Source organism: Pseudonocardia terrae, assembly GCF_021343995.1.
Classification (GTDB): domain Bacteria; phylum Actinomycetota; class Actinomycetes; order Mycobacteriales; family Pseudonocardiaceae; genus Pseudonocardia; species Pseudonocardia terrae.
In genome coordinates this window covers 190,551-217,472 of record NZ_JAJTTE010000003.1, presented here as the reverse complement: position 1 = coordinate 217,472, position 26,922 = coordinate 190,551, and the positions used below count along the sequence as shown (strand labels likewise).

The window sequence follows — 26,922 nt, the reverse complement described above, 5'->3', positions numbered from 1 at the left end:
GCGGCGGAACCGGGCTGATCCCCTACCGTCGTGACCGTGCCGTTACCGGTCGCCCCGCTCGCCGCGTACCTGTTCCTGCTGTTCTGGTCCGCGGTGCCGTTCGCGCCCGCCGAACCCGTGCTGCTCGCCGGCGGCGCCTTCGCGGGCGCCGGGGGCCTCCTGCTCCCGTTCGCGATCCTGGCCGCCACAACGGGGTCGGTCGCCAGCGACCTGGCGAAGTACGCCCTCGGCCGCGCCGCCGGGCCCGCCCTGCTGCGGCGGATCGCCCGGCGGCGGGCCGGGGCACGGGCGGTCACCTGGATCGAGTCCCGGCTCGCGGCGTCGGGGCCGATGGTGATCGCGCCGTCGTACTTCGTGCCGTTCGGCGTGGTGGCCTCGACGATCGCCTGCGGGGCCCTGCGCATGCGGCTGCGCGGGGTGGTGCTCGGCTCGGCCGTGGGCGCGCTGATCTGGGCGACCGTCTGCCTCGGCCTCGGCTTCCTGGGCGCCACCGTGACCGGCGACCCGTGGTTCGGCTTCGCCCTCGCCGTCCCGGCCGCCGTCGTCGTCGGCCTGCTGGCCAGGCGGCGCGTCGCGCCGGAACGGGCCGGGCAGCCCGACGCGTGCGCCTGCGAGCCCACCCCGCTCCGCCGCGAGCCGGAGCACCACGAGGGACCCTGCCCCCTCGCCGCGTGAGCCGTGCGCGGTGCTCCGGCCCGGCTCACCGCGCACGCTGCGTCAGCGGCCGAGGATCTCCTGGACGCTGGAGGCGTGCTCCGGGGCACCGACGGCGAGGGTGGCGGCCTCGTCGACCATGTCCGCGTCGACGTGGTGCGGCCGGATCCGGCCGTCGCGGATCTGCTCGGCCCAGTGGCAGGCCACCCGGTGTCCCGGCGCCGCGCCCTCGAGCCGGCGCGGCTCGGGGCGCTCGGTGTCGCACCGCTCCGCCTGCTTCCACGGGCAGCGGGTGTGGAACCGGCAGCCGCTGGGCGGCGCGGCGGGCGACGGCAGGTCCCCGGCCAGGAGGATCCGTTCCCGCCGGTCCTCGGCCTCCGGGTCCGGCAGCGGCACCGCGGACAGCAGCGCACGGGTGTAGGGGTGCTGCGGGTCGGCGTAGAGGTCCGTCGACGGCGCCTCCTCGACGATCCCGCCCAGGTACATCACGCCCACCCGGTCGCTGACGTGCCGGACCACCGCCAGGTCGTGCGCGATGACCAGGTAGGTCAGCCCGAGCTCGCGCTGCAGCCGGGACAGCAGGTTGAGCACCTGGGCCTGCACCGAGACGTCGAGCGCCGACACCGGCTCGTCGGCCACGATCAGGTCGGGCTCCACGCACAGCGCCCGCGCGATCCCGATCCGCTGCCGCTGTCCGCCGGAGAACTCGTGCGGGTAGCGGCGCAGCGACCCCTTCGGCAACCCGACGGCGTCGACCAGCTCCCGCAGCCGCCGTCGGTCCGCCTCCGGCCCCTTCGACAGCCCGTGGGCCGTGAGACCCTCACTGAGCAGCGACTCCACGGACTGCCGCGGGTCGAGGCTCGACATCGGGTCCTGGAACACCATCTGGAACCGGCGGCGCCGGCGGCGCAGCTCCTCGCCCTTCAGCCCGGCGATGTCCTCGCCGTCGAACCGGACCCGGCCGTGGGTCGGTTCGGTCAGCTTGAGGATCGCCCGGCCGAGGGTCGACTTGCCGCACCCGGACTCGCCGACCAGCCCGTACGTCTCCCCGCGGCGCACCGTGAGCGAGACGCCGTCGATGGCGTAGACGTGCCCCACCGTCCGGCCCCGGAACACGCCCTGGGTGATCGGGAAGTGGACGGCGAGGTCCTCGACCTCCAGCAGCGCCGGCGCCGACCCGTTCGTCTCCTCGCTCATGCCGCTCCCTCCGCGACCGGGACGGGGTTGTGGCAACGCAGCAACCGGGTCCCGGCCCGCTCCGCCAACGGGGTCACCTCGCCACAGACGTCGAGCGCCCGCGGGCAGCGCGGGGTGAACGCGCAGGCGCCGCCCTCCGGTGCCGCCCAGGGCAGGTTGTCGTTGACCGAGCCACGGATCGCCGCGAGCTCCTCCCCCGGCGGCCCGTCGAGCCGTGGGATCGAGCCGAGCAGCCCGTGCGTGTAGGGGTGCCGCGGGGCGCGGAACAGCTCGTGCCGGTCCGCGCGCTCCACGATCCGGCCCGCGTAGAGCACGTTGACCCGGTCGCACAATCCGGCGACGACGCCGAGGTCGTGCGTGATCATCACGAGCGCCGTCCCGGTCTCCGCGACCAGCTGCTCGAGCAGGTCGAGGATCTGGGCCTGGATCGTGACGTCCAGGGCCGTCGTCGGCTCGTCGGCGATCAGCAGCCGGGGCGTGCAGGCCAGCGCGATCGCGATCAGGGCGCGCTGCCGCATGCCGCCGGACATCTGGTGCGGGTACGAGTCGAGCCGCCTCGTCGGGTCGGGGATCCCCACGCGGTCCAGCAGCTCCGCGGCCTCCCGGCGCGCGGCGTGCTTCTTCATGCCGCGGTGCCGGGTCAGCACCTCGGTGACTTGCAGCCCCACCGGGATCACCGGGTTCAGCGAGGACAGCGGGTCCTGGAAGATCATCGACAGGTCCCGGCCGCGGCGCTCGCGCATCGCGGAGTCCGACAGGGCCAGCAGGTCCTCGCCGTCCATCCGGATCGAGCCCGTGACCCGGTTGCCGCGCTCGGGCAGGAGCCGCATCACCGCCAGCGACGTCACCGACTTGCCGCAGCCGGACTCGCCGACCAGCCCGACGATCTCACCCGGCTTCACGTCGAAGCTCACCCCGTCGACGGCGACGGTGTCCGGCTCGCCGCGCCGGGTGAACGCGACCCGCAGGTCCTCGACCTCCAGCAGCGCGGTCATCAGCGTCGTCCCTTCGGGTCGAGCGCCTCGCGCAGGGCCTCGCCGAGCAGCGTGAACCCGAGCGCGACCAGGATGATCGCGATCGCGGGCCAGAACGCCAGGGCGGGCCGGACATCGAGGTAGGCCTGGGCGTTGGCGAGCATGAGCCCCCATTCGGCGCGGGCCGGGTCGCCGTCGCCCAGCCCGAGGAAGGACAGCGCGGCCGCGTCGAGGATCGACGTCGCCAGGGTCAGCGTGGCCTGCACGATCACCGGGCCCATGGCGTTGGGCAGCATGTGCCGCAGCACGATCGCACGTCGCTTCACCCCCAGCGAGGTGGCCGCGAGGACGTGGTCGGACTCCCGCTGCGCGAGCATCGCGCCGCGCAGCAGCCGGGCGAACACCGGCACGCTGACCAGCGCGACGGCGATGATCACCGTCGTCTGGCTGGGCTTGGCGGTCAGCGCGGCGATGGAGATCGCCAGGAGCAGGGACGGGATGGACAGCAGGACGTCCGTGACCCGCATGAGCACGGTGTCGACCCACCCGCCGAAGGCGCCCGCGAGCGCCCCGATCAGCACACCGAACACCAGTCCGATCAGCGTGGCGAAGACACCGACCAGCAGCGTCTGCCGCGAGGCCAGGATCATGCGGGAGAAGAAGTCCCGGCCGTTCTGGTCCGAGCCCAGCGGGAAGCCCGGCTGGGCGCCGGGGATGGAGTCGGGCCGCAGCGTGCGCTGCAGCTCGGGGAAGGCGGTCGCGGCGTCGTGCGGGGCGATCCACGGCGCGAGGATCGAGACCAGCACGAACAGCCCGACGATCACGGCCCCCACGATCGCGACGGGGTTGCGCCGCAGCCGTTGGAAGGCGTCGGCGGTGAGGCTGCGCCCGCTCGCCTCCGCCAGCTCGTCGACGCGGCGCCGGCGGCGGTCCAGCAGGGTCGGGGGTCGGGGTCGCAGGCTGCCTCTCGGCGAGGTCATCGCACCCTCACCCTCGGGTCGATGATCGCGTAGGACAGGTCGACGAGCAGGTTCACGATCACGTAGACCAGCGCGCCGAGCAGCACCACGGCCTGCAGCCGCGGGTAGTCGCGGCGCTCGATCGCCTGCGCGAGCAGGGTTCCGAGGCCGCCCCACACGAAGACCTTCTCGGTGAGCACCGCGCCCGCGAGGAGCAGGCCGGTCTGCAGGCCGATCGTCGTCGAGACGGGGAGCAGGGCGTTGCGCAGCACGTGCCGCTCGCGGACGATGCGCGGCGCGAGGCCCTTGGAGTTGGCCGTGCGCACGAAGTCCGAGCCCATGACGTCGAGCACGGACGCCCGGGTGATCCGCACGATCACCGCCAGCGGGATCGTGGCCAGGGCGATCGCGGGCAGCACGAGGTGCACGAGGGCGTCCCACGACGCGTCGAACTCCCTGGTCAGGAGACCGTCGAGGACGGCGAAGCCGGTGACGTGCGTGGCGTCGATGCCCACGGCCTGGCGCCCGGACGGCGGGAACCAGCCGAGGTCCACGGCGAAGAACTGCTTGAGCAGGTAGCCGAGGAAGAAGACGGGGACCGCGACGCCCACGAGCGTCGCGATCACGGTGGTGGTGTCGAGCGGCCGGCCGCGGTACCGGGCCGCGACGTAGCCGAGCGGAATGCCCAGCAGCACGGCGAGCAGCAGCGCGGCGATCGAGAGCTCGATGGTCGCGGGGAGCGCCCGGGCGATCTCGGTGGTGACCGGTTCGCCGGTGATCAGGGAGTTGCCGAAGTCGCCGGTCACGGCGCGGCCGAGGAAGCGGACGTACTGGACCGGGACGGGCTGATCGAGCCCGAGCACGGTGTTGAGCTGGGCGATCTTCTCCGGGGTCGCCTTGTCGCCGAGCAGCGCGGCCGCCGGTCCGCCGGGCAGCGAGCGCAGCCAGGCGAACAGGAGCAGGGACAGCAGCAGGAGCGTCGGGACGACCTGGATCAACCGCCGCACGATGAAGCGCAGCATGGTGGCCTTTCACACCGGCACCCCGAGCGCATTATGGTTCCATAACGCGCTCAGGGCAGCCGGTTTCACGCATCATGGAACCATAATGTGGTCGGACCAGCGAAATAGACCCATTATGGTTCCATAATGCAGTTCGGTCGGATCAGCTCTGCGTCTTGCTGACGGTGTTGAACCGCTCGTCGGTCAGCGGGCTGGGCACCAGGCCCTGGATCGCGCCGGAGACGACGATCGCGGGCGGGCTGCTGCTGATCGGCACGGCCGGCAGGTACTTCGCCATCAGGTCGCGGTTGGCCTGCTGGTACGCCGCGGCGTGCTTGACCGGGTCGGGCTCGGCGTCGGCCGCGTTGATCTGCGCGTACATGGCCGGGTCCTCGGGACCGAACTCCGCCTTCTCGCGTCCGAAGAAGGTGCCGATGAAGTTGCCGGCGTCGTTGTAGTCGCCGGTCCAGCCGAGCAGGTGCAGGTCCTGCTTGCCCGCGGTCTGGACGTCGTCCTTGAAGCCGCCGTTCCACGGCCGCGGCACCGCGTTGACGGTGATCCCGACCTGCTTGAGGTTCTCCGAGATCAGCTGGAAGAGGTCGGTCGGGTTCGGCATGTAGGGCCGGGTGACCTCGGTCGGGTAGTAGAAGTTCAGCGTCAGGTTCGACGCCCCGGCCTGGGCCAGCAGGTCCTTCGCCTTCTGCGGGTCGTACGGGTACTGCTCGACGTCGTCGGCGTACCCGGCGACGGTCTTGGGCATGAACTGCGTCGCGACCTCGGCGCCCTCGGGGAGCTTGGTCTGCACCAGCGCCTGCCGGTCGATCGCGTAGGCGAGAGCCTGACGCACCCGGATGTCCTCGAGCGCCGGGTTGTTCTTGGTGTTGATGCCCATGTAGAGCACGTTGAACGGCTGGCGGATCAGCACCTGCTGGCCGGCCTGCTTGAGGGCGTTGTAGTCGGCGGGCGACGGGTAGTCGTAACCGTCGATCGTGCCGGCCGTGAGCTCCTGCTTGCGGGCGTTCTCGTCCGGGATGATCTTGAACACGAGCTTGTCCAGCTTGGCCTTCTCACCCCAGTAGTCGTCGTTGCGGACCAGGGTGATCGTGTTCGCGGTGCGGTCGTAGCTCTCGAACTTGAACGCGCCGGTGCCGGTCGGGTGGTCCGTGGCGTAGGCCGGGTAGGAGAACGAGTCGCCGCTCTGGCTGACGTTGTCGGCGTCGTACTGCTTCAGGGCGGCCGGGCTGGAGATCGACAGCGAGGTCAGGCCGAAGGCGGCGGGGAAGGCGCCCTTGTACTTCGACAGGGAGATGACCGCGGTGTTCGGGTCGGTGGCCCGGCAGCCCTGGTAGATGCCGCCCGAGTTCTTGAAGCCCTCGAACACGTCCGCGTAGTAGATCATGTTGCTCTGCGCGGCCTCGCTGGTCGTGTCGGCCCAGCGGTCGAAGTTGGTGCACACGGCGGCGGCGTCGAGCGGGGTGCCGTCGTGGAACTTCACGCCCTGGCGGAGCGTGAAGGTCCACGTCTTGCCGTCCGGGGTGGACGACCACTCGGTCGCCAGGCCCGGCGCGAGGTCGGTGGTGCCCGCCTTGTAGGTGATCAGGGTGTCGTACATCTGACGGATCGGACGGAAGCTCTCGCCGTCGTCGTTGAAGATCGGGTCGAAGTTCTTCGGGGCGCCGGCCGCGCCGAAGACCATCGTCCCGCCGGTCGCGCCGGCCTGCGTGCCGCCACCTCGTTCGGAGGTCGCGCACGCGGCGAGCGAGACGGCGAGCGCGCCAGCGGCGATGGTGGCGAGCAGACGTCGTGTGGTGGGCATTCTCTGGGCACTCCGAGGTCGTCGGGTTCGAGCGATGCCCGGAGACGCTAGTCACAGCCTTTACCCGTCGGTAGCCCAGAACGTCACAGTTGGGGCACAGCTACCTCAAATCCACCTCAACTGCGTGAGGCGGACGTCACGAACTCACGGTCCGTGATGGACCGGTGGGCCGACCGGCGACGATGTTCCGGAGTGGACCGTCCTCACAGGACGGCCTCTCAGGAGGCCTCGAACTCGCCGTTCTTCACGCCCGCCACGAACGCCGCCCACTCCTCGCGAGTGAACGCCAGCGGGGCCTGCTCGCGGTTCTTGGTGTCCCGCACCAGGAATGAGCCGTCGGCGGTGCGTCCGACCTCGACACAGCTACCGAGATCGCAGTAGCTGCTGGTCCGGAACTCGATCACGAGGTGGCCTTCCGTCGGGGAGCGTGGTTGCGGGCGTACCAGCTGATCAGCTCCCGCGACTCATCGGGGTCGAGTGCGCGGTCGGCGACGTCAGCGAAGACGCCTTTATACAGCTCAACGTCCGCCTCTCCTTCGAGATACTGGTCCCCGGCGTGTCCTTCGATGTAGACGCAGTCCATCGTGGAGTCGGGAAACTCGAGCAGCACGAAGTCGCCGGCGTGTGCCCGGTGCGCACCAGCGCCGAAGCGCAACACGCGCACATCCACGTGCGGCATGCGCGAGCGCTCGACGACGAACTCCAACTCGGCCGACATCACGGAGGCACCGCCGACGACCCGATTGAGCGCAGCCTCGTCCAGCACCACCGCCAGGGACAGCGGCGGGTCGCGCTCGACAACCGCGAGTTGACGCATCCGCCGGAGCTCGACGAGCTTGTCGATCTCGCGACGTCGGTGGTGCGGGAGTACCGCGTTGAGTACGGCGCGGGCGTAGTCCTCGGTCTGGAGCAGCCCGTGGATCACCGCCATGTCGAACGACGACACCGCGCGCGCCGCCGTCTCCAGCGAGGGGTAGCGGGCCGGCGAGTCCATGACGAACCGCTCCGGCTGTACGCCCTCGACGTAGGGCTCCCACCACCCCTGCGTCCGCCCCTCGCGCACCAGCCGGCGGAGCATGTCCTGCTCGGCGTCGGAGGTCACGCCGTAGATCCGGATCAGCTCGTTGACGTCGGGCAGCTTGGGGATGCCCTTGCCCGTCTCCAGCCGGCTGATCTTCGACGTCGAGCACGTCATCTGCTCCGCGACCTCGTCGAGGGTCATGTCGGCGTTGAGTCGGAGCCGCCGCAGTTCGGCGCCGAGCCGTCGCCGCGGTCCCGCGGGCCCCTGCTGTGGCGCCATCCCGCCTTCCCCCCGTCCGCTCACCCATCGGAACCGGCCGGTTGCTCCGAGCGAGTGATTCACACGGCAGCGTCTCGGTGCAATTGCATGAGGACATCCCGTCGGGCAATCTAAGCACAGCTGGACCCCGAGCGGTTCGCATCACCTCCACCCGGGGTCCCCGTGGGAAGGAGGCGCCCGTGATCTCCCCGACCGGCTCGCGCCCCGCCCGTCGCACCCGCCGCGCCACGGCCCCGGTCCCGCAGCAGGGACCCCCTCGACTCCCGGTGTCCGCCGGGCAGCACTCCGAGTGGAAGGTGAGTCCCGATGATCCATGTCCGAGCCGTCCGCGCACGTACCGGATCGGTCTCCAGCAAGGTCGCCCGGCGTCGTTCCGGGAGGTGGTCACCGTGATCACGCCGATCGTGGTCGTCCTGATCGGGCTGGGTGGCCTGGTCGTCATCGGCGCGGTCGTCGGCGTCCTCGATGCCGCACAGGCCCGTGCCTGGCGACAGGTGGCTGCCGAACGTCGCCGCAACTGGGAGGTCCGGCAGGCCGGGACGAGCCGGTCGGGCTACGACTCCTGGGGCGACGAGGACAGCGACTGAGAACGTATCGGCTCCACACCCTCGGTCGAGGGGAGATCCGCCGATGCCGTTCACCACTGCGCAGTGCCGGGGGGTTCCTGCGCACGGGCCGTTCCGAACGGCCGAGTCAGCACCCAGCCCAGGTCGAAGGAGGAACCGTGTACGCGATCGTCGTGGCCGTCGGGCTCGCAGCCCTCGTCGGACTCAGCGTGTCCATCGGCGTCGCGGTCGGGAAGGAAGAGGTCGAGAAGGAACGCAATCGGCTCAAGGGCGTCGAATGGGATCTGTGGCTGCGGGAGAACGAGATCGTGTCCGTCGCCGCGGTGACCGGTTGCCCCTCGTGCGCGCTGCTGCGCGCCCGAGCCGAGCTGCAGTCGCCTCCTCCCGGCTGAGCGACCGGGCCGAGCCCGGCGTCGCGGCCCGCGGCGCCGGGCTTCTTCGTTCTCGGCGATGAGTTCTCGCCGCGCACCCGGTCTTCCCCGTGCCGGCTTCGATGACCTGGAGGAACCGTGACCGAGGTCCACACGCTCGACGTCCCCGGCGCGCGCCTGCACTACGAGGTGCGCGGCTCCGGCCCGCTGCTGGTCGTCGTGGGGTCGCCGATGTCGGCGGCGCACTTCGCCCCGCTCGCCGACGCCCTCGCTGCCCACCACACCGTCGTCACCACCGACCCACGCGGGATCGCGAACAGCCCGCTCGAGGACCCCGATCTCGACGTTCCGGTGGAGCAGCGGGCGGACGACGTCGTCACCATCCTCGACGCCCTCGGCGCGAGCACCGCCGACGTCTTCGGATCCAGCGGCGGTGCGACCACCGGGCTCGCGCTCGTCGCCCGGCACCCGGAGCGGCTGCGCACCCTCGTCGCGCACGAGCCGCCGCTGATCGAGCTGCTGCCGGATCGCGAAGCCCGGATCGCCGTGAGCGAGGACGTCGTGGCGACCTTCCACGCCGAGGGCCCCGGCCCGGCCTTCGCCAAGTTCATGGCCGCGGCCGGTTTCGTGGGCGACGACGGTGCGCCGGCCGAGCCGCCGCCCGGCCCGCCGCCGTCGGAGCAGGACATGCGCGACGCCGAGCGGTTCCTGGGCCACGACCTGATGGTCACGACGCGGTTCGTGCCCGACGTCGAGGCGCTGCGGGCGGCGCCGACCCGGATCGTCGTCGGCATCGGCGCGGAGTCCGGTCACCTGCTGACCCAGGCGACGTCGACGGCCCTGGCCGAGCGGCTCGGGGTGACGCCGACGATCTTCCCCGGCGACCACGGCGGCTTCCTCGGCGCCCCGGCGGAGTTCGCCGAGGTGCTGACGAAGGTGCTGGCCGGCTGATCAGCTGAGGGCGCGACGGCCTGCGAGGGCGCGGCCGAGGGTCATCTCGTCCGCGAACTCCAGGTCGCCGCCCATCGGCAGGCCCGAGGCCAGCCTGGTGACGCTGAGGCCGGGGAAGTCCTTGAGCAGGCGGACCAGGTAGGTCGCGGTCGCCTCGCCCTCGGTGTTCGGGTCGGTGGCGATGATGACCTCGCCGATGTCGCCCTCGTCCGTCGCCGGACCGGTGCCGCCGAGCCGCGCGAGCAGCTCGCGGATCCGCAGCGACTCCGGCCCGATCCCGCCCAACGGGTCGAGCGCGCCGCCGAGCACGTGGTAGCGGCCCTTGAACTCGCGGGTCCGCTCCACCGCCAGGACGTCCTTGGGCTCCTCGACCACGCAGACGACCGTGGGGTCGCGGCGCGCGTCGGAGCAGTAGCGGCAGCGCTCCTTCTCCGAGACGTTGCCGCACACCTCGCAGAACTGCACGCCCTGCTTGACCTTCTGCAGGACCTCCTGCAGCCGGGTGACGTCCGCGGCGTCGGCGGCGAGCAGGTGGAACGCGATGCGCTGCGCGCTCTTGGGACCGACGCCGGGCAGCCGGCCCAGCTCGTCGATCAGGTCCTGGACCGGTCCCTCGAACACGTCAGACGCCGGGAAGGCCGAACCCGCCGAGGTCGCCCAGGCCACCGGTCAGCGGGCCCATCTTCTCGGCCTGCAGCTCCTGCGCGGCGCGCGAGGCGTCCTGGATGGCGCCGACCAGCAGGTCCTGCAGGGTCTCGACGTCCTCGGGGTCCACGATCTTCGGATCGATCTCGACGCGGCGGATCTCGCCCGCCGCCGTCTGGGTGACGCGCACGAGCCCGTTGCCCGCCTGGCCCGTCACCTCGGCCTCGGCGAGCTCCTGCTGCGCCGTCATGAGCTGTTCCTGCATCTTCTGCGCCTGCTGCAGGATCATCGACATGTCCGGCTGACCACCCGGTTGCACCAGAACACTCCTCGAGGTCTCGCCCGCGTGTGCGGTCTCGCGACCCAGGGTAGCCGTGACACGCTGTCTGCCGTGTCCGCCCCGCGTCGCGCCCTCGTCCTGACGCCGGCCCTGCTCCTGCTGGTCGCCTGCGCGAGGGCCGGCCCCGCGGCGCCCGCTCCCTCGGTGGCGGTCCCGACCAGCAGCGTCGTCGCGTCCCCCACGGCCGCGCCTGCGCCGAAGCGGACGGTCGTCCTCGACCCCGGGCACAACGGCGGCAACGGGTCCGCCCGCGCCGCGATCACCCGTCAGGTCCCCGACGGCCGCGGCGGCACCAAGGCCTGCAACACCACCGGCACCTCGACCGACGCCGGCTACCCCGAGCACGCCTTCACCTGGGACCTGGCCGGACGGGTCCGGGCCCATCTCGAGGCCGCCGGCATCGCCGTCGTCCTCACGCGGACCTCCGACGACGGCGTGGGCCCCTGCGTCGACGAGCGCGGAAAGGCGGGCCAGCAGGCCGGCGCCGACCTGCTCGTCTCGCTGCACGCCGACGGGGCGGCGGCGGCCGGGCACGGCTTCCACGTCGCCTACTCCTCGCCGCCGCTCAACGCGGCGCAGTCCGGCCCCGCCGTCGACCTCGCCCGTGACCTGCGCGACGCCCTGCGCGGCGGCGGCTTCCCGACCAGCACCTACGTCGGCCGCGAGGGCCTGTCCCCCCGGCCCGACCTGGGCGGGCTCAACTTCGCGACGGTCCCCGCGGCCCTGGTGGAATGCGCGAACATGCGCAACGCCGAGGAGGCCGCCGTGGTCTCGTCAGCCGAGGGCCGGGAGCGCTACGCCGCCGCGATCGCGACGGGCATCCGGAACTTCCTCGGCGCGCTGCCGAGCTGATCCTTTCGTAGGGTCGCCGCGGTGCACGCCGAACAGCTCCTCGCGCTCCCCACCTGGCGGGCCTTCGACGTCGACGACTCCGGCCGGGTCCTCGCCGGCGGCGACGCCTCCGGCTCCGTCCAGCTCGTCGAACTCGCCCCCGACGGCACCGCCACCCCGCTCACGAACTTCGAGAGCCCCTGCCGCGGGCGGTACCTGCCGGGCGAGCGGCGGGTCGTCGTCGAGCACGACCGCAACGGCAACGAGCGCGCCCAGCTCAGCCTGCTCGACCTCGCGTCCGGCGAGCTCGTCCCCCTGGTCGACGACCCGGAGCACGTGAACCTGCTGCTCGCGGTGCTGCCCGGGCGGGTCGTCTACATGACCAATCGGAGCGACGGCGTCGGGTTCGACCTCGTGATCCACGGTGTCGGGGCCGGCGTCGAGGAGACCGTGCTGAGCGGTTGCGGACCGGTCGGCGAGGTCGCGGCCGACGCGGAGGGGCGGCGGCTGCTGGTCACGGTGCCCGGTGAGGAGGCCATGACGGACCGGCTGCTGGCCGTCGACACGATGCCCGAGACCGAGGGCGGGCGCGTGCAGGTGCTCGCCGAGGGCGCGCGGTTCGTGCGGCCGCAGTTCGCCGGCGACGAGGTCGTGGTCAGCACGGACGCGCGCCGGGACCGGATCGGCGTCGCGCTGCTCGGCAGGTCCTGGCTCGCCGCCGACGACGACGCCGACCTCCTGGGCCTGCTCGCGCCCGACGGCAGCGCCCTGCTGGTGGTGCGGTCGGCCGAGGGCATCGACACGATCCGGCTGCACGACGCGGCGACCGGCGAGCTGCGGACGACGGTCGCCCTGCCGGTCGACGGGGTGGTCACACGGACCCCGCCGGTCTTCTCGCCGTACGGGCGGTTCGCGGCGCTGTCGTTCACCGCTCCGGACACGCCCGGCGACGTCGTGCTGCTCGACCTGACGTCCGGGCAGGCCGCGCCGATGACGGGCACCGTGGCGTCGTGGGAGGGCCCGCCGTTCGTGCATCCCACGGACGTGCAGGTGCCGGTATCGGACGGCGAGCAGGTGCCGTGCGCGGTGTACCGGCCGGCCTCGCCCGACGGGTCCGCGGTGGTCGTGCTGCACGGCGGGCCGGAGAGCCAGGCGGTGCGCAGCTTCGACCCGGTCGTGCAACTGCTCGTGGCCGCCGGGCACACCGTGCTGGTGCCGAACGTCCGCGGGTCGACCGGGTTCGGGAAGCGCTGGTACTCGGCCGACGACCGGGAGCGGCGTCTCGACGTCCTGCTCGATCTCGCCGCGCTGCACGACGCCCTGCCGGGGCTCGGCTGCGATCCCGCCCGGGCGGCGCTGTGGGGCCGGTCGTACGGCGGCTACCTGGTGCTGCTCGGGCTCGCGTTCCAGCCGGAGCGGTGGGCGGTGGGTGTCGACATTGCGGGCATGTCCAGCCTGGTCACCTTCCTGGAGAACACCGCCCCGCACCGGCGGGCGTTCCGGGCGCGCGAGTACGGCGAGGACCCCGGGTTCCTCGCCTCGGCGTCGCCACTCACGCGGTTCGACGAGATCCGTGCGCCACTGCTCGTGGTGCACGGGGAGAACGACCCGCGGGTTCCGGTCTCCGAGGCGCGGCAGATCGCCGAGGCCACGGGCGCCGAGCTGCTGGTCTTCCCCGACGAGGGTCACGGGCCGGACAAGCGGGAGAACAAGATCACCGCCTTCTCCCGGGGCCTGGACCTCCTCTCCCACCTCTGAGCTCGCGGTCCTGGGTCTCCGGCCCCGCGAGTCGGGGTGTGGGCTCCCGCGAGTCGGGCCCTGAGCTTCCGCGAGTCGGGGTGTGGGCTCCCGCGAGTCGGGCTCTGAACCTCCGCGACTCGGGCTCTGAACCTTCGCGAGTCGGGCTGTGCGCCTCCGCGAGTCGGGCTCTGAACCTCCGCGAGTCCAGCTCTTCGCCTCCCCGAGTCGGGCTCTGAACCTCCGCGAGTCGGGCCTGTGTGCCTCGGCAGGTCGCGGCTTCTGGCGCCCCGAGCCGGGCTGCGAGGGCGGTTGTGGTGCAGCAGCCGCTGTGGAGCGGCTGAAGCACCGCACCATGCCGACGGTCCGCAGGGATGGCCGAATCCGGCGCCCTGGCCGCGATGAGCACGGCTGCTGCTCCTGGGCTCGTGCTCCCGGGTTCGTGATAGGGGTCGCGAACCGCGCCGCCGCCGCGACCTCGATGACTGTCGGGCCTGCCGAAGGACCATGATCAATCCGAGAGGAGCGCTGTGGCTGCCAAGACAGCCTTCCGGTGACGCTCGCGACCACTACCCAGTCGGTGATCGATCCGAGCGACACGCTACTGCTGCACGCCCCGCGCTCCAGTGACGGTCAGAACGATCTTGATGCTCATCCCAGAGCGATCTTGGTGCCCCCTGGTGCCGTCCTCAGCTTGATTTTTAACCTTGGTGCGCTGTCGACGTCGAGTCGGTGCTGTTCGTGCGGCGTGTCGGCGGGACATGGGCGCGGCCATCGCTTGATCCTCTTCGGGTTCCTTCCACAGAGCTCGAAGACGAAGGCGATGGCCGCGGTGATGAGTGTGACGGATGGTCGGGGCGGCGGTGTGTTCGACACCCTGGGCTGGCGGGGTGAACTCGGCCGGTTCCGGCTGGAGTTCTACGGCTCGCTCAGCGCGCGGGCGGACGCGCTGTTCGAGCTGTGCGAGGCGGTCCTGTGCGCGGACGGCCCGGTCCGCTGCCGGAGCTGACCCTGGTCGGTGAGCATCGGCGTGGGCACGGCGCGATGTATGACGCGCTGGCCTGCGGGGCGGTCGAGCCACGGGCGCTGCGTCGGGCTCTGGCCGCGCTTCCGCTGCCCCGGGCGGTCGACGGGCGGATCGTGCTGGCGGTGGACACCTCGCCGTGGCTGCGCTCGGATGCCCCGACCAGCGCGGAGCGGCTGTTCTGTCACGTCTACGGCCGTGGCCGGGGCAACGCGCAGATGATCCCGGGCTGGCCGTACTCGTTCGTCGCCGCGCTGGAACCCGGTCGCACCTCGTGGACCGCGCTGTTGGATGTGGTCCGGGTCGGCCCCGCCCAGGACGCCACCGCGGTCGCCGCCGCCCAACTCCGCGAGGTCGTCGACCGGCTGATCGCCGCCGGGCAGTGGCGTGATGGGGACCTGCCAATCCTGATCGTCACCGATGCCGGCTACGACATCACCCGCCTCGCGCATGTGCTGGCGGACCTGCCGGTGGAGCTGCTCGGCCGGCTGCGTTCGGACCGGGTCCTACGCGGCCCGCGTGCTCTGCGCCCGGCCCGGGCGACCGGGCGCCCACCGCGCCACGGCCCGGACTTCGCCCTCTCCGACCCGGACACGTGGTGGACACCGGCGCACACCACTGCTACCGACACCACCCGCTACGGCCGGGCGGTCGCCACTGCCTGGGATGGGCTCTACCCGCGGCTGACCCACCGCGGTGTGTGGGTCGACCACCCCGGGGAGCTACCGATCATCTCCGGCACCCTGATCCGGCTGCAGGTCGAGCGCCTGCCCGGTGATCACGCCCCGAAACCGGTCTGGCTGTGGTCCTCGGTCGTCGGCGCCACGGCAGCGGATGTAGACCGGTGGTGGCAGGGGTTCCTGCGCCGGTTCGATCTCGAGCACACCTTCCGGTTGTTCAAGCAGACCCTGGGCTGGACCGTCCCGAAGATCCGCACCCCCGGCGCGGCGGACCGCTGGACCTGGCTGATCATCGGCGCCTACACCCAGCTGCGTCTGGCCCGCCCGCTCGCCGCCGATCTACGGCGGCCCTGGGAGAAACCCGCCGAGCCGGGCCGGCTGACCCCCGCGCGGGTCCGCCGCGGGTTTCGCCACCTCCGCGCGAAGACCAGCCATCCGGCCAGAGCACCGAAACCCGGCCGCCCCGGCCCAGGACGTCCACCCGGCTCCCGCAACCGAGCACGCGCCACCCGCCACGACGTCGGCAAACACCCTGCCAGCGCTACCAGCCCGGCAGCAGCAGGTTAAAGATCAAGCTCAGGCCGCGCACGGGACGCGGCTGAGGGCGCGGGAACCAAGGTGTGAGCGGTCAGCGCTGGTCGAAGGCGCGGGCGCCGAGCTGCGAGGAGAGCAGCTCGATGGCGACCTCCTCGGGGTCGCGGCGGACGCTTCGCTCCGCGCGAGACGCGTCGGCCTCGGCGAACATGGCCTCCTCGTCGTCCGGCGGGGGCTCGTCGGACGGCGGCTCGGGCGGGAGCGGGATGCCCTCGTCGGAGCTGCTGCCATCGCGGGGGCGTTGCGGTGCGGAGCGGCGTGGTTCGGCGCGCTCCGGTCGCGTGGCTTCGGGCCGCGGCCGCTCCGGCTCCGGGGCCTCGCGCCGCGACGGTCGCTGCGGAGTTGGCCGCTGCGCCGCCTGCCGGGGCGGCTGGGCGGGGACGCCGCCGTCGCCCGTCTCGCACCGGACGCGCCATTGCACGCCCAGCACCGCGCGCAACGCCTCGGAGATCACGTCCGTGTTCCGCTGCTCCGAGAGCCGCCGGGCCAGCGGTGGCGAGCCGATACTGAGGACCAGCGTGTCGTCCTGCACCGCACGGACGGTGGCGTTGACCAGCAGCGCCTCCGTGCTGCGGCTGCGCTGACGGGCTGCGGCAAGGATTTCCGACCACACGCGTCGGACGCCGCTCCCGTCGAGACCCTGCGCGGCAGGCGCCCCCTCAACCGCGCCGGGAGCGCCGGCTTCGGCAGCGGGCTCCGCTGCGGGCGAAGGACCGCTCGGGGCCACCTGATGCGGCGACGCGTCGGACCGCGCCGAGGACTCGCGTCGAGTGGGTCTCTCGGCTGCCCGCGACTCGTCAGCCCGTCCAGCGTTCTCACGGGCGGCAGCCTCGTGCCCGGGCAGAGTTCCGCGGCCGGAAGTCTCGCGACCGGGCGCCTCGCTCGACGGGTTGTGACCAGCGGAAACATGCCCGACGGCCTCGTGCGATGCCTCATCAGCATCCGGCCCGGAGGCGGCGGCCTCGCGACCGGCACCTGCGCGTTCGGGCTCGTCCTTCCGGCGCGGGGCCGCCTCCTGAGCAGACGCCGCGGGGCCGGAGTCCTCGCCGCGCGCCGAAGCCTCGAACTCGTCGGCGCGGGCGGGCGCGTCTGTGCGGGCGGACGTGTCATTGCGGGCAGGTGCGTCAGCGCGAGCGGGCGCATCAGTTCGGGCCGGTGCGTCAGCGTGGGCAGGTCCGTCAGCGCGGGCAGGCGCTTCAGCGCGGGCGGGTCTGTCTCCCCGGTCGGGTCCGTCTGCGGGAGCGGGTCCGTCTGCGCGGGCAGGTCCGTGAGCGCGGGCAGGTCCGCCTGCGGGAGCGGGTCCGTCTGCGCGGGCAGGTCCGTCTGCGCGGGCGGGTCCGTCTCCCCGGTCGGGTCCGTCTGTGGGAGCGGGTCCGTCTTCCCGGGCGGGCGCTTCTGCGCGGCCGGGTCCGTGTACCCCAGCGGCTGCGTCTGTCTGCTCGGGTGCGTCAGCGGAAGCAGCAGCCTCGCCACCCGGCGCACCCTCCGCCTCCCGCGGCGCGCTGCTGTCGCCGGCACCTGCCGGCCGGTCCTCCGCTCGCGCAGCGACGTCCTCGCGACCGGTCGTGACCTGCTCGGACGCCGCAGCGTCGTCCGCCTTCTGCGGGGGACGAGCCCCGTCCGCCGCACCCTCCTGCGACGGCCGCACCGCCGCCGGGGCGGAGTCCCCCTTCGCCCGCTGCGACCGCCGGACGAACCGCGGCGCGGCCTCCCCGCCGGCGGCTCCCCCACCGGACACCGCGGAAGCCGGGCCGCCGGACGAGGCGGAAGCCGCACCACCCGACACGGCCGGTGCAGCACCACCCAGGCCGGAGGACGGTCCGCCCCCACCCGGCTCGGGCGCGATGGCCTGCCGCCGCTCGACCCGTTCGAGGCGCTCGAGCAGCCCGGCGTCGGACGTCGTGGCCGCGGGCAGCAGCATCCTTGCGCACAACAGTTCGAGGAGCAGGCGCGGCGCGGTGGCCCCCCGCATCTCGGTGAGCCCGGCGTGCACGATCTCGCCGTACCGGGTGAGCGTGGCCGGGCCCAGGCGGGCGGCCTGCTCGACCATCCGGGACAGCTCGTCCGCGGCAGCCTCGACCAGCCCCTGCTCGGCGGCCTCGGGCACGGCCTGCAGCAGCATCAGGTCACGCAGGCGCTGCAGCAGGTCCGAGGCGAAACGGCGCGGATCGTGGCCGGCCTCGACCAGCCGGTCCACCGCCTGGTAGACGGCGGCGCCGTCGGCCGCGCCGAGGGCGTCGACCACGTCGTCGATCAGGGCGACGTCGGTGACGCCGAGCAGCGCCACCGCACGCTCGTACGTGACGCCCGCCGGCCCGGCGCCGGCGAGCAGCTGGTCGAGCACCGAGAGCGTGTCGCGCGCCGAGCCGCCGCCCGCGCGGATGACCAGCGGGTACACCGCGGGCTCGACGTGCACGTCCTCGTCGGCGCAGATGCGCTCGAGCAGCGACCGCAGCGTGCCGGGTGGGATCAGCCGGAACGGGTAGTGGTGCGTGCGGGACCGGATGGTGGGCAGCACCTTGTCCGGCTCGGTGGTCGCGAAGACGAAGACGAGGTGCTCGGGCGGCTCCTCGACGATCTTGAGCAGGGCGTTGAAGCCCTGCGTGGTGACCATGTGCGCCTCGTCGACGATGAACACCCGGTACCGCGACTCGGCCGGCGCGTAGAAGGCGCGGTCGCGGAGCTCGCGCGCATCGTCCACGCCGCCGTGCGATGCGGCGTCGAGCTCGACGACGTCGATGTTCCCCGGCCCCTCGGGTGCGAGCGCGATGCACGAGGAGCAGACGCCGCAGGGATCCGGGGTGGGCCCCTCGACGCAGTTCAGCGAACGGGCCAGGATCCGCGCCGACGACGTCTTCCCGCAGCCCCGCGGGCCGGAGAACAGGTACGCGTGGTTGATCCGGCCGGCCGCGAGTGCCGTACCCAGGGGTTCGGTGACGTGCTCCTGCCCCACCACCTCGGCGAACTTCGCCGGGCGGTACTTCCGGTACAGAGCCAGCGCCACGCGAGCGAGGCTACCCACCACCCCCGACAAGACCGGGAAGGGGCGGAGCGGGGAGAGAACGAAGGGGACCCCGCGCACCCGCCAGAGCCCGCTGACCCTTGCTGCCTTCCGGCCCTGGGGGAGTTCACAGGATGGACGCCGCGCGGGGTCCGGTGCCGAGTGTAGCCGCATCCCCCGGGGAGGGTCCCGGGGCGGGGGTCGGAAAACGCGTCGCGTATCGTTCCCGCCGGAGGATTCGCCTAGTGGCCTAGGGCGCACGCTTGGAAAGCGTGTTGGGAGCAATCCCTCAGGGGTTCGAATCCCCTATCCTCCGCCACGCGAACACGAGCGCCGGGTCGAGGCCCGGCGTTCGTCGTTCCCGGGCCCGCCGCGGCGGCGTCGACATGTCTGAGAGCCGCGACAGGCCCACAGCGCCGACAGGCCCACCGCCGACAGCACCCGGACCACGGGCACCGTCTACAGCGCCGTCTACAGCGCCGTCTACAGCGCCGTCTCGAGCCCCGCCCCCGTCCGCTCGGCCGCGGCCAGCACCACCGCCGCGGCCGCCACGTCGAGCACCGCCACCCCGACCGACTTGTAGACGGTCGGCTGCTCGTCCCAGGCCCGTCCGGGCCGCAGGCCGCCGAGGATCTCCCCGAGCTCGAGGACGACGTCGGGGTGGATCCTCCCCCGCTCGAGGAGCTCGGCGAGGTCGTTCGAGCCGACCGGGTACGGCGCGAGGGTGGTCGCGCGGTGCTCGACCACGATCTGCGCGCGGGTCAGCAGGGCCGCGTCCACCTCGCGCCCCTCCGGGCGGTAGCCGACGGAGACCACGTGCACCCCGTCCGGCAGCCCGTCCGGCCCGACGAGCGGACGGAGGGTGCTGGTGGCCGCACAGACCACGTCCGCATCGTGCAGCGCCGCCTCGATCGTGCAGGCCCGGGCGGCGGCGCCCTCCGCCGCGAGGGAGTCGACGACCGCCGCGACCTTGTGCGGGTCGCGCCCGCCGATGCGGATCTCCTCGAACGGGCGCATCCGCGCGAGGTAGCGCGCGTGGGCCTGCGCCTGCGGACCGGTGCCGAGCACGGCCAGGACCCGGGCGTCGGGGCGGGCCAGGGCCTGCACGGACAGCGCCGACGCAGCCGCGGTGCGGTCGGCCGTGACGACGTCGCCGTCCATCAGTGCGCGCAGGGTGCCGTCCTCGGGCGCGAACACGGCGACGAGGGCCTGGTGCGTCGGCAGCCCCAGCGAGTCGTTCCCCGGGTAGAGGGTCAGCAGCTTCGCGGCGACGACGCCGAGCGTCTCGCTGTACGCCGGCATGGCGGCGAGGAGGCCGAGCTCGCCGACCTGCGCCGCGATCCGCGGCGGGACGGACGCCCGCCCCGTGCTCAGGTCGACCAGGGCGGTCGAGACCGCGTCGAGGAGTTCGTCCGGGTCGAGCAGAGCCCGGACGGCGGCTCGGTCGAGCAGGCGCATCGGACGATGGTGCTGAGGGCTCCGGCCGCCGTCAACGCCCCCGGGACGACGAACGCCGGGGGGCCCTTGTGGGCCCGCCCGGCGGGTCTGGCGGTAGCGGTGGGATTTGAACCCACGGAGGCGTGAACCTCACGCGCTTTCGAGGCGCGCTCCTTCGGCCGCTCGGACACGCTACCGCCGACAAGGTTACAAGCCGGTCCGCGAGGAGTTTCAGGCCCCCCGGTGCCCCGCGAAGAACGCCTCCAGCAGCGCCGCGGCCTCGGCGGCCCGGACCCCGCCCACCACCTCGGGGCGGTGGGTGAGCCGACGGTCGCGCAGGACGTCCCACAGCGAGCCCGCCGCGCCGGTCTTCGGCTCCCATGCCCCGAACACCACGCGCTCCACGCGGGCGAGGCCCAACGCGCCGGCGCACATGGTGCAGGGCTCGACGGTCACCGCCAGCGTGCAGCCCTCCAGCCGCCACTCGCCGCGGACCCGCGCGGCCTCGCGCAGCGCGCGGATCTCGGCGTGGGCGGTGGGGTCGCCCAGGGCCTCCCGGGCGTTGGCGGCGGCGGCCAGCTCGCACCCCGCGGCGTCGACGACCACGGCGCCGATCGGCACGTCCCCAGTCCGCAGGGCACCGGCCGCGACCTCGAGGGCGCGGCCGAGCAGCACGTCGTCGGCCTTGGTGGGCAGCACCCGGCCATCGTGCCCGGTCAGCGCGGATGTTCGCTCCGCAGCTCCGCTCGGCGCGGATGTCCGCTCCGCAGGCTCCGCTCGGCGCCGATGTCCGCTCCGCAGCCTGCGCTCGGCGCCGAAGCCCGCCCGCGCGCTCCGCTCAGCTGCCGATGAGCTTCGCCAGCTCCTCGGCGAACCCGCAGCGGCGGCCGATCGCGGCCAGCTGCTCGTCCGGGTACAGCTCGATCTCGCCGGCAAGCACGCCCAGCTCCTCGGCCGGCAGCCCGAGGTCGGCGAGGATGGCGAGGTCGCCCTCGGGCCACGGGTCGTCGTCGAGCGCGTCGTCGTCCGGCGGGAGCTCCACCCGCAGCAGGTCGAGCACGTCGGCCGCGACGTCGTAGTCCAACGCCGCCGCGGCGTCGGACACCATCAGCGACACCCCGTTGGGCACCGGGCGGAGCAGGACGAAGAACTCGTCGTCGACGTCGAGGAGCCCGACGACCGCGCCGGTGGACCGCAGCCCGCGCAGTTCGGTGATCGCGGCGTCGAGGTCGACCAGGGCGTCGGGATCCAGGCGCACGCAACGCCAACGCCCCTCCTCCCGGATCGCGGCGACCGCGAACCCGGGCAGCGACGAACCGCGCGTCTCCGTGGGCGCCTCCACCGTCTGCACCGGCATGCGCCCACGGTAGGCGTGTTCGCGCTGTGTCACAAACCACAATTCGGGTGGAGGTGGGCGCGGTGCCAGGATCGGACCGTGCCCGACCTCGCGACCGCCCCCGCCACCCTCCTGGGCGCCGCCCGGTCCCTGCAACCCCGCGCCGTGGCGCTGCGCCGCGCCCTGCACCGCAGGCCCGAGGTGGGCCTGGACCTGCCGCACACGCGCGACGCCCTCGTCGCCGACCTGGCCGACCTCCCGCTGCGCCTGCACCTCGGCCGAGGGCTGAGCTCGGTCGTCGGGGTGCTGGAGGGCGCGCGGCCGGGCCGCACCGTGCTGCTGCGCGCGGACATGGACGCGCTGCCGCTGCCCGAGGACGTGCCCGGCCCGTTCCGCTCCGAGGTCGACGGCGTGATGCACGCCTGCGGTCACGACCTGCACGTCGCGATGCTGGCCGCCGCCGCCCGGCTGCTGTGCGCGCGGCGCGAGCAGCTCACCGGCCGGGTGGTGCTGATGTTCCAGCCGGGCGAGGAGGGCTTCCACGGCGCCCGGCAGATGATCGAGGAGGGGCTGCTGGAGCGCCGCGGTCCCGGCGGCCGGCCCGACGCCGCGTACGCCCTGCACGTGAGCGCCACCATGCCGAGCGGCGAGGTGCACACCCGGCCGGGCCCGATCATGGCGGCGGCCGACGTCCTCCGGGTCACGGTCACGGGCCGTGGCGGGCACGCGTCGGCCCCGCACCACGCCGTCGACCCTGTCCCGGCCGCCGCGGCGATGGTCGGCGCCCTCCAGACGATGATCACCCGGAAGGTGGACACGCACGACCCCACCGTGCTGACCGTGAGCCGGATCAGCGCCGGGACCACGGACAACGTCATCCCGGAGACCGCGGAGCTCGAGGGCACCCTGCGGACGATGTCCGAGGGCGTCCGCCGGGCGGTGCGGGCCGAGATCGAGCGGGTCTGCACGCACACCGCGCTCGCCCACGACTGCACCGCGCAGGTCGAGATCGAGCCCGGCTACCCCGTGACCGTCAACGACCCGGCCGCCACCACGCGGTTGTCCGACGTCGCGCGCCGGCTGCTCGGCGACGCCCGGGTCGGCACCCTCGCCACCCCGATCATGGGCGCCGAGGACTTCGCCTACGTGCTCGAGCGGGTGCCCGGCGCCCTCGCCTTCCTCGGCGCCTGCCCGCCCGGGGCCTCGCCGCACGACACCCCGCCCAACCACTCCAACCGCGTGCGGTTCGACGAGTCGGTGCTCCCCGCGGGCGCCGCCCTCTACGCCGCGCTGGCGCTGCTCTGACCGAGTGGCAGGGTGGACGTGTGACCAGCCTGCGTGATCTCTCCCTCGCCCTGCGCTCCGGCGAGCTCTCGCCCGTCGAGCACGTCCGCGACGTCCTGGACCGGCTCGCCGCCGACGACCACGCGGCCGTCGTCACGCTCGACACCGAGCGTGCGCTGGCCACCGCCGAGGAGCGTGCCGCGGAGCTCGCCCGGCACGAGTGGCGCGGCCCGTTGCACGGCGTGGCGGTCGGGGTGAAGGACCTGTTCGACGTCGTCGGCCTGCCCACCCACGCGGGCTCGGCGGTGCTCGCCGACGCCCCCGCCGCGACGACCGAGGGGCCGGTCGTGGCGCGGCTGCGCGAGGCGGGTGCGGTCATCGTCGGGAAGCTGGCCACGCACGAGTTCGCCTACGGCCCGACCGGCGACGTCTCGGCCACCGGCCCCGCCCGCAACCCGCACGACCCGACGCGGATCACCGGCGGCTCGTCGTCCGGGTCGGCCGCAGCGGTCGCCGCCGGGCACCTGCCGATCGCGCTGGGCACCGACACCGGGGCGAGCGTGCGCACCCCCGCGGCGCTGTGCGGGGTCGTCGGGCTCAAGCCGGAGTTCGGCACCCTCTCGGCCGACGGCGTGTTCCCGCTGGCCGAGACGCTCGACACCGTCGGGATCCTTGCGGCGGACGTGCACTCGGCGTCCGTCGCGTGGGACGTCCTGTCCCGCCCGGACGGCACCGGCGGCGGCATCCAGCCGCCCGGGATCCGCGGCGCGCACGTCGGCGTGCTGGTCGACGAGTACTGGCAGGCCGCCGACCCGGTGCTGGCCGAGGCGGTGCGGGAGTCGGTGCGGCTGCTGGAGAAGGCGGGCGCGGAGATCTTCGAGATCCGGACGCCCTTCATCGACGAGCTGGCCGGGGTCTACGCCGACATCGTGGGGGCCGAGGCCTACGCGACGCACCGGGAGTGGCTCGCCACCCGGCGGCACGACTACCAGCCGGAGACCGCCGAGCGGCTGGAGATGCTCGCGGACCGGCCGGCATACGCGTACGTGGCGGCGCAGCGGACCCGGAAGCGGCTCACCGCCGAGTTCCGTGCGGCCGTGTCGAGCATGGACGTGCTGGTGAGCGCCACCACGCGGCTGCGCGCCACCCCGATCGGCGAGCGAAAGGTCGACGGCGTGCCGGTGCGGTCGTCGATGCTGGCGCTGACCTGCCCGTTCAACCTCACGAAGTGGCCCTCGGTATCGGTCCCGGCCCCCGTGGCACCGGGCGAGCTGCCCGCGGGCGTGCAGATCACCGGCGTCCGGCTCGAGGAGCGCGGCATCCTGCGGGTGGCGGGGGTGCTGGAGCGGGACTGACCACCCCTGCCGGGCGCGGGGATCCGGGGACCGCGGGTCGGCTAGCCTGCTCGCCCATGCGGGCGCTGTGCGTGGTGGGGACCGGGCTGATCGGCGGGTCGCTGCTGCGCGCGGCGCGGGCGGCGGGCCGGGAGTGCTGGGGCGTCGCGGCGTCCGACGGCACCGCCGAGGCGGCCCGGGCCGACGGCTTCGACGTCACCACCGACCTCGACGCCGCCCTCCGCCGGTCCACCGAGGCCGACGCGCTGGTGGTGGTCGCCGTGCCGCTGCCCGCGGTCGAGGGTGTGCTGACGCGGGTCGACGCGGTCGCGCCCACGGTCCGGCTCACCGACGCCGTGAGCGTCAAGGTCGCGGTGGCCGACGCCGTCGCCACCTTCGCCCCGCACGCCCGCTACGTCGGCGGGCACCCGATGGCCGGCACGGCCGAGTCGGGCTGGGCCGCCGGCGACGGCGAGCTGTTCCGCGGCGCCGCCTGGGTGGTGATCGCCGACGACGGCGCCGACCTGGAGGTGTGGAAGGACGTGGCCGAGCTGGCCTGGGCCTGCGGCTCGCGCGTGGTCCCGGCGGCCGCCGACGAGCACGACCTCGCGGTCGCCCGGATCTCCCACCTCCCGCACCTGCTCGCCGCGGTGCTGGCGACGGTCGGCGCCGGCGAGCCCGACGACGACCTCGCCCTCGCCCTCTCGGCGGGCTCCTTCGCCGACGGCACCCGCGTCGCCGGGACCCGCCCCGAGCTGACTCTGGCCATGTGCGAGGGCAACCGGTCGGCGCTGCTCGCGGCGGTCGACGAGGCGCTCGGCCGGCTCGGCGCGATGCGCGGGGCGCTCGCCTCGACCGGCGGGCTCAAGGCCACCGTCGAGTCCGGGTACCTCGCCCGGCAGCGCTGGGCGTCGACCCGCGAGCCGCTGGCCCTGGAGGTCTCGCTCGACGGCCCCGACGCCCTGGCCGAGCTGCGCGAGCTCGGCCGCCGCGGCGACGTCGTCGGCGGCTGGAAGTAGCGCCGGACCGTCAGCTCTGCCCGGCCGGCTCCGCCCGCTCGTTCGACACCAGGGCGGCGAGGCCCGGCACGGAGAGCACGAACCCGTCCGCGTCGACCTCGAGCTCGACCCGCAGGTCCGCGCGGGAGAACTCCACCACCGCCGGCGAGTTCCCCTCGCCGGCCCGGACCGTCCGGTAGCGCTGCGTGGACAGCGACACCTCGAGGTCGGGCAGCGACACGAAGACCACCGGGACCTCGACGGCGACGGACTCGCGGTGCACACCCAGCCGCCGGACCGGCAGGGAGGTGAACAGCGGGCTGAAGGCGAGGTCCACGTCGACCGCGCCGTCGAAGTCCTGGCGCGCGCTGCCGGACCCGTCGTCGAGCAGCCAGAAGCCGTCGTCGGTCCGGTTCATCGTCAGGTGCTTCTCGAACCCGGTCGTCGCGGCGCTGAGCGAGAGCCGGCCGAGCGTGCCGTCCTCACGGACGACCAGGCTGTACGACGCCGTGAAGTCGCCCGCGGGGTCCGGCCGGACGATCCGGCCGAGCGCGCGGAACCCGACGGGATCCGGTCCGAAGTGCACACGCGTGCCCTCGAGTCCCGGACGGCCTTCGGCCTGCCAGGTGAGCATTGTCGTCATCGACACCACCGTAGGGAGCGGGGACGGGCGCACTGCGACACGCCCGTCGGCGGGCAGGTGATCAGTGGGGCGGCAGCGGATGCGCGCGGTCCCCGGTCGGCTCGGCGGCGGGGCCCCGCCGCCGCCCGTCGCGTCCGGCCGGTGCCCCCCGGCCCGCCGGTTCGTGCATGTCCACGGTGGGTGCCCCCTTCTCGAGCATCGCCGTAGGCGTCATCCAACACCCCCGTGCCGCGGGTTTCCATACGTGTCGACCCTCACCGGTCCTCCCGGCGGACCTCGGAGGGGTCGACATCGGCGCGGATCCCGCGGAGCACGGGCTGGCGCAGCCGCCCGTCGGGCGTCCAGCCGTGGTGGGCCACCTCGACCGCGACGACGGGTTCACACCAGTGCGCCCCGGCGGCCTCGGCCCGGGGTGGGCGCCCCCGGAAGGGCGACGCGTCCGTCTCCAGGTCCGTGACCAGCTCGCCCAGGACGCGCTGGAGCACGGCCCCGGCGAGGCTGACCGGGACCCGGCCCGCGTAGAGCAGGTCCCCGCCGTCGGGCACGCCGAGCAGCAGGGCCGTGATCCGGGTGCCCTGCCCCGACCGCTCGGGCCGCCAGCCGCCGATCAGGCAGGTCTGGGTGTGCCGGTGGGTCACCTTCACCCAGGCGGGGCTGCGCCGGCCCGGCCGGTACTCGGACTCGCGCCGCTTGGCGAGGATGCCCTCCATCCCGCGCCGCCCGGTGGCCTCGAACAGCGCGCGCCCGTCCGTGTAGAGCGGCGAGAGCTGCAGTGGCGGGACCGATGTCGTGTCGAGCCGTTCCAGGGTCGCGCGGCGCTCGTGCATCGGGCGTTCGAGCAACGGGACGCCGTAGAGCCGCAGCACGTCGAACACCATGAAGGTCACGGGCCGGGCCAGGGCACGGGTCCGGGACACCGGCCGGTGCACGCGGTCGGTGAGCGCGGCGAAGCTGGGAACGCCCTCCTCCAGCAGGACGACCTCGCCGTCGAGCACGACGTCGGGCGCGATCGCGGTCAGCCCGGCCAGCTCGGGGAAGGTCGCGGTGACGTCCCGGCCCGCCCGCGTGACCAGGCGGACCTCACCGTCGGTGACCTCGGCGAGCAGCCGCATGCCGTCCCACTTCACCTCGTAGACCCACTCCGCCCCCGTGGGGAGCGGTCCGGGAGTGGCGAGCATGGGCTGCACACCGTCATGCTGTCACCCGACGTGCCGTCACGGACGGCAACCGGTGCGGAAGGGACGGGCCT

At 73.7% G+C, this 26,922-nt stretch carries 26 protein-coding genes, 2 tRNA genes and 1 other RNA gene; 12 read left to right on the top strand and 17 right to left on the bottom strand.

Annotation, left to right across the window (positions count from 1 at the left end; translation table 11 throughout):
* The first annotated feature begins 36 nt into the window (after window positions 1-36).
* A complete protein-coding gene (locus LWC33_RS03450; RefSeq protein ID WP_233302714.1) occupies window positions 37-675 on the top strand; it encodes a DedA family protein in 639 nt (212 codons plus the stop codon).
* Between the two features lie 42 nt (window positions 676-717).
* Here the strand turns inward: LWC33_RS03450 and LWC33_RS03445 are convergent, their stop codons facing one another.
* From LWC33_RS03445 to LWC33_RS03415, 7 genes are all read right to left on the bottom strand, one after another.
* Complete coding sequence (locus LWC33_RS03445) at window positions 718-1,851, bottom strand: ABC transporter ATP-binding protein (RefSeq protein WP_233302713.1); 1,134 nt, start codon at window positions 1,849-1,851, stop codon at window positions 718-720.
* Window positions 1,848-2,846 (bottom strand): ABC transporter ATP-binding protein, encoded by a 999-nt coding sequence (locus LWC33_RS03440; RefSeq protein ID WP_233302712.1) that lies wholly within the window; start codon window positions 2,844-2,846, stop codon window positions 1,848-1,850. Before LWC33_RS03440 ends, LWC33_RS03445 begins: the two co-directional genes overlap by 4 nt.
* Window positions 2,846-3,805 carry an ABC transporter permease gene (locus tag LWC33_RS03435; protein ID WP_233302711.1) on the bottom strand — a complete coding sequence of 320 codons (960 nt, stop codon included), beginning with the start codon at window positions 3,803-3,805 and terminating at the stop codon, window positions 2,846-2,848. Before LWC33_RS03435 ends, LWC33_RS03440 begins: the two co-directional genes overlap by 1 nt.
* Entirely contained in the window at window positions 3,802-4,806 is a 1,005-nt protein-coding gene (locus LWC33_RS03430; protein WP_233302710.1) for an ABC transporter permease, read from the bottom strand. Before LWC33_RS03430 ends, LWC33_RS03435 begins: the two co-directional genes overlap by 4 nt.
* A 142-nt stretch (window positions 4,807-4,948) precedes the next feature.
* Window positions 4,949-6,601: an ABC transporter substrate-binding protein gene (locus LWC33_RS03425; protein ID WP_233302709.1), complete on the bottom strand. Its 1,653-nt coding sequence runs from the start codon at window positions 6,599-6,601 to the stop codon at window positions 4,949-4,951.
* Window positions 6,602-6,819: 218 nt separating this feature from the next.
* Entirely contained in the window at window positions 6,820-7,005 is a 186-nt protein-coding gene (locus LWC33_RS03420; RefSeq protein ID WP_233302708.1) for a DUF397 domain-containing protein, read from the bottom strand.
* Window positions 7,002-7,901 (bottom strand): helix-turn-helix domain-containing protein, encoded by a 900-nt coding sequence (locus LWC33_RS03415; RefSeq protein WP_233302707.1) that lies wholly within the window; start codon window positions 7,899-7,901, stop codon window positions 7,002-7,004. The genes LWC33_RS03420 and LWC33_RS03415 overlap by 4 nt, the downstream gene beginning before the upstream one ends.
* Before the next feature lie 389 nt (window positions 7,902-8,290).
* Here LWC33_RS03415 and LWC33_RS03410 point away from each other — a divergent pair, with 389 nt between their 5' ends.
* The 3 genes from LWC33_RS03410 (at window position 8,291) to LWC33_RS03400 (ending at window position 9,789) form a co-directional block, all read left to right on the top strand.
* The gene (locus tag LWC33_RS03410) at window positions 8,291-8,488 is read left to right on the top strand and encodes a hypothetical protein (RefSeq protein ID WP_233302706.1); all 198 of its coding nucleotides are present in this window, start codon (window positions 8,291-8,293) and stop codon (window positions 8,486-8,488) included.
* Window positions 8,489-8,625: 137 nt separating this feature from the next.
* Window positions 8,626-8,859, top strand: coding sequence for a hypothetical protein (locus LWC33_RS03405; protein ID WP_233302705.1), 234 nt, complete (start codon window positions 8,626-8,628; stop codon window positions 8,857-8,859).
* Between the two features lie 117 nt (window positions 8,860-8,976).
* Window positions 8,977-9,789: an alpha/beta fold hydrolase gene (locus tag LWC33_RS03400; RefSeq protein ID WP_233302704.1), complete on the top strand. Its 813-nt coding sequence runs from the start codon at window positions 8,977-8,979 to the stop codon at window positions 9,787-9,789.
* Here the strand turns inward: LWC33_RS03400 and recR are convergent, their stop codons facing one another.
* Both recR and LWC33_RS03390 read right to left on the bottom strand, forming a co-directional pair.
* Window positions 9,790-10,410, bottom strand: coding sequence for a recombination mediator RecR (recR, locus tag LWC33_RS03395; protein WP_232868081.1), 621 nt, complete (start codon window positions 10,408-10,410; stop codon window positions 9,790-9,792).
* A 1-nt stretch (window position 10,411) separates the two neighbouring features.
* On the bottom strand, window positions 10,412-10,753 hold the full coding sequence (locus LWC33_RS03390) for a YbaB/EbfC family nucleoid-associated protein (protein WP_081924365.1): 342 nt from the start codon (window positions 10,751-10,753) through the stop codon (window positions 10,412-10,414).
* Window positions 10,754-10,825: 72 nt separating this feature from the next.
* Here LWC33_RS03390 and LWC33_RS03385 point away from each other — a divergent pair, with 72 nt between their 5' ends.
* The 4 genes from LWC33_RS03385 to LWC33_RS03370 all read left to right on the top strand — a co-directional run bounded on the left by LWC33_RS03385 (window position 10,826) and on the right by LWC33_RS03370 (window position 15,613).
* Window positions 10,826-11,626, top strand: a complete 801-nt coding sequence (locus LWC33_RS03385) for an N-acetylmuramoyl-L-alanine amidase (protein WP_233302703.1) — start codon at window positions 10,826-10,828, stop codon at window positions 11,624-11,626.
* Window positions 11,627-11,647: 21 nt separating this feature from the next.
* Window positions 11,648-13,363 (top strand): alpha/beta hydrolase family protein, encoded by a 1,716-nt coding sequence (locus LWC33_RS35760; protein ID WP_233302702.1) that lies wholly within the window; start codon window positions 11,648-11,650, stop codon window positions 13,361-13,363.
* Window positions 13,364-13,895: 532 nt separating this feature from the next.
* Window positions 13,896-14,351 carry a hypothetical protein gene (locus tag LWC33_RS03375; protein ID WP_233302701.1) on the top strand — a complete coding sequence of 152 codons (456 nt, stop codon included), beginning with the start codon at window positions 13,896-13,898 and terminating at the stop codon, window positions 14,349-14,351.
* The gene (locus LWC33_RS03370) at window positions 14,318-15,613 is read left to right on the top strand and encodes an NF041680 family putative transposase (protein ID WP_233302700.1); all 1,296 of its coding nucleotides are present in this window, start codon (window positions 14,318-14,320) and stop codon (window positions 15,611-15,613) included. The genes LWC33_RS03375 and LWC33_RS03370 overlap by 34 nt, the downstream gene beginning before the upstream one ends.
* 61 nt (window positions 15,614-15,674) lie before the next feature.
* Here the strand turns inward: LWC33_RS03370 and LWC33_RS35755 are convergent, their stop codons facing one another.
* Window positions 15,675-18,644 carry a DNA polymerase III subunit gamma and tau gene (locus tag LWC33_RS35755; RefSeq protein WP_308190897.1) on the bottom strand — a complete coding sequence of 990 codons (2,970 nt, stop codon included), beginning with the start codon at window positions 18,642-18,644 and terminating at the stop codon, window positions 15,675-15,677.
* 58 nt (window positions 18,645-18,702) lie between these two features.
* Window positions 18,703-18,799: signal recognition particle sRNA small type (gene ffs / locus LWC33_RS03360), an RNA gene on the bottom strand.
* Window positions 18,800-18,872: 73 nt separating this feature from the next.
* Between ffs and LWC33_RS03355 the strand changes: the two genes are divergently transcribed.
* Window positions 18,873-18,960 (top strand) — tRNA-Ser (locus LWC33_RS03355).
* A 164-nt stretch (window positions 18,961-19,124) separates the two neighbouring features.
* Here LWC33_RS03355 and LWC33_RS03350 read toward each other — a convergent pair.
* The 4 genes from LWC33_RS03350 to LWC33_RS03335 all read right to left on the bottom strand — a co-directional run bounded on the left by LWC33_RS03350 (window position 19,125) and on the right by LWC33_RS03335 (window position 21,435).
* A complete protein-coding gene (locus LWC33_RS03350) occupies window positions 19,125-20,099 on the bottom strand; it encodes an ornithine cyclodeaminase family protein (protein ID WP_233302699.1) in 975 nt (324 codons plus the stop codon).
* An 88-nt stretch (window positions 20,100-20,187) separates the two neighbouring features.
* Window positions 20,188-20,275 (bottom strand) — tRNA-Ser (locus tag LWC33_RS03345).
* Between the two features lie 34 nt (window positions 20,276-20,309).
* Window positions 20,310-20,777, bottom strand: a complete 468-nt coding sequence (locus LWC33_RS03340; protein ID WP_372476539.1) for a nucleoside deaminase — start codon at window positions 20,775-20,777, stop codon at window positions 20,310-20,312.
* A 139-nt stretch (window positions 20,778-20,916) separates the two neighbouring features.
* Entirely contained in the window at window positions 20,917-21,435 is a 519-nt protein-coding gene (locus tag LWC33_RS03335) for a tRNA adenosine deaminase-associated protein (RefSeq protein WP_233302698.1), read from the bottom strand.
* 78 nt (window positions 21,436-21,513) lie between these two features.
* On the opposite strand from LWC33_RS03335, the gene LWC33_RS03330 reads away from it, so the two are divergent.
* Genes LWC33_RS03330 through LWC33_RS03320 form a run of 3 tightly spaced genes read left to right on the top strand, consistent with a single transcriptional unit; the run spans window position 21,514 to window position 25,051 of the window.
* Entirely contained in the window at window positions 21,514-22,719 is a 1,206-nt protein-coding gene (locus tag LWC33_RS03330; protein WP_233302697.1) for a M20 metallopeptidase family protein, read from the top strand.
* A 20-nt stretch (window positions 22,720-22,739) separates the two neighbouring features.
* Window positions 22,740-24,053, top strand: a complete 1,314-nt coding sequence (locus LWC33_RS03325) for an amidase (RefSeq protein ID WP_233302696.1) — start codon at window positions 22,740-22,742, stop codon at window positions 24,051-24,053.
* 56 nt (window positions 24,054-24,109) lie between these two features.
* A complete protein-coding gene (locus LWC33_RS03320) occupies window positions 24,110-25,051 on the top strand; it encodes a prephenate dehydrogenase (RefSeq protein WP_233302695.1) in 942 nt (313 codons plus the stop codon).
* Window positions 25,052-25,061: 10 nt separating this feature from the next.
* Here the strand turns inward: LWC33_RS03320 and LWC33_RS03315 are convergent, their stop codons facing one another.
* On the bottom strand, window positions 25,062-25,673 hold the full coding sequence (locus LWC33_RS03315) for a putative glycolipid-binding domain-containing protein (protein ID WP_233302694.1): 612 nt from the start codon (window positions 25,671-25,673) through the stop codon (window positions 25,062-25,064).
* A 254-nt stretch (window positions 25,674-25,927) separates the two neighbouring features.
* Entirely contained in the window at window positions 25,928-26,851 is a 924-nt protein-coding gene (gene ligD / locus LWC33_RS03310; protein WP_233302732.1) for a non-homologous end-joining DNA ligase, read from the bottom strand.
* Window positions 26,852-26,922 lie beyond the last annotated feature (71 nt).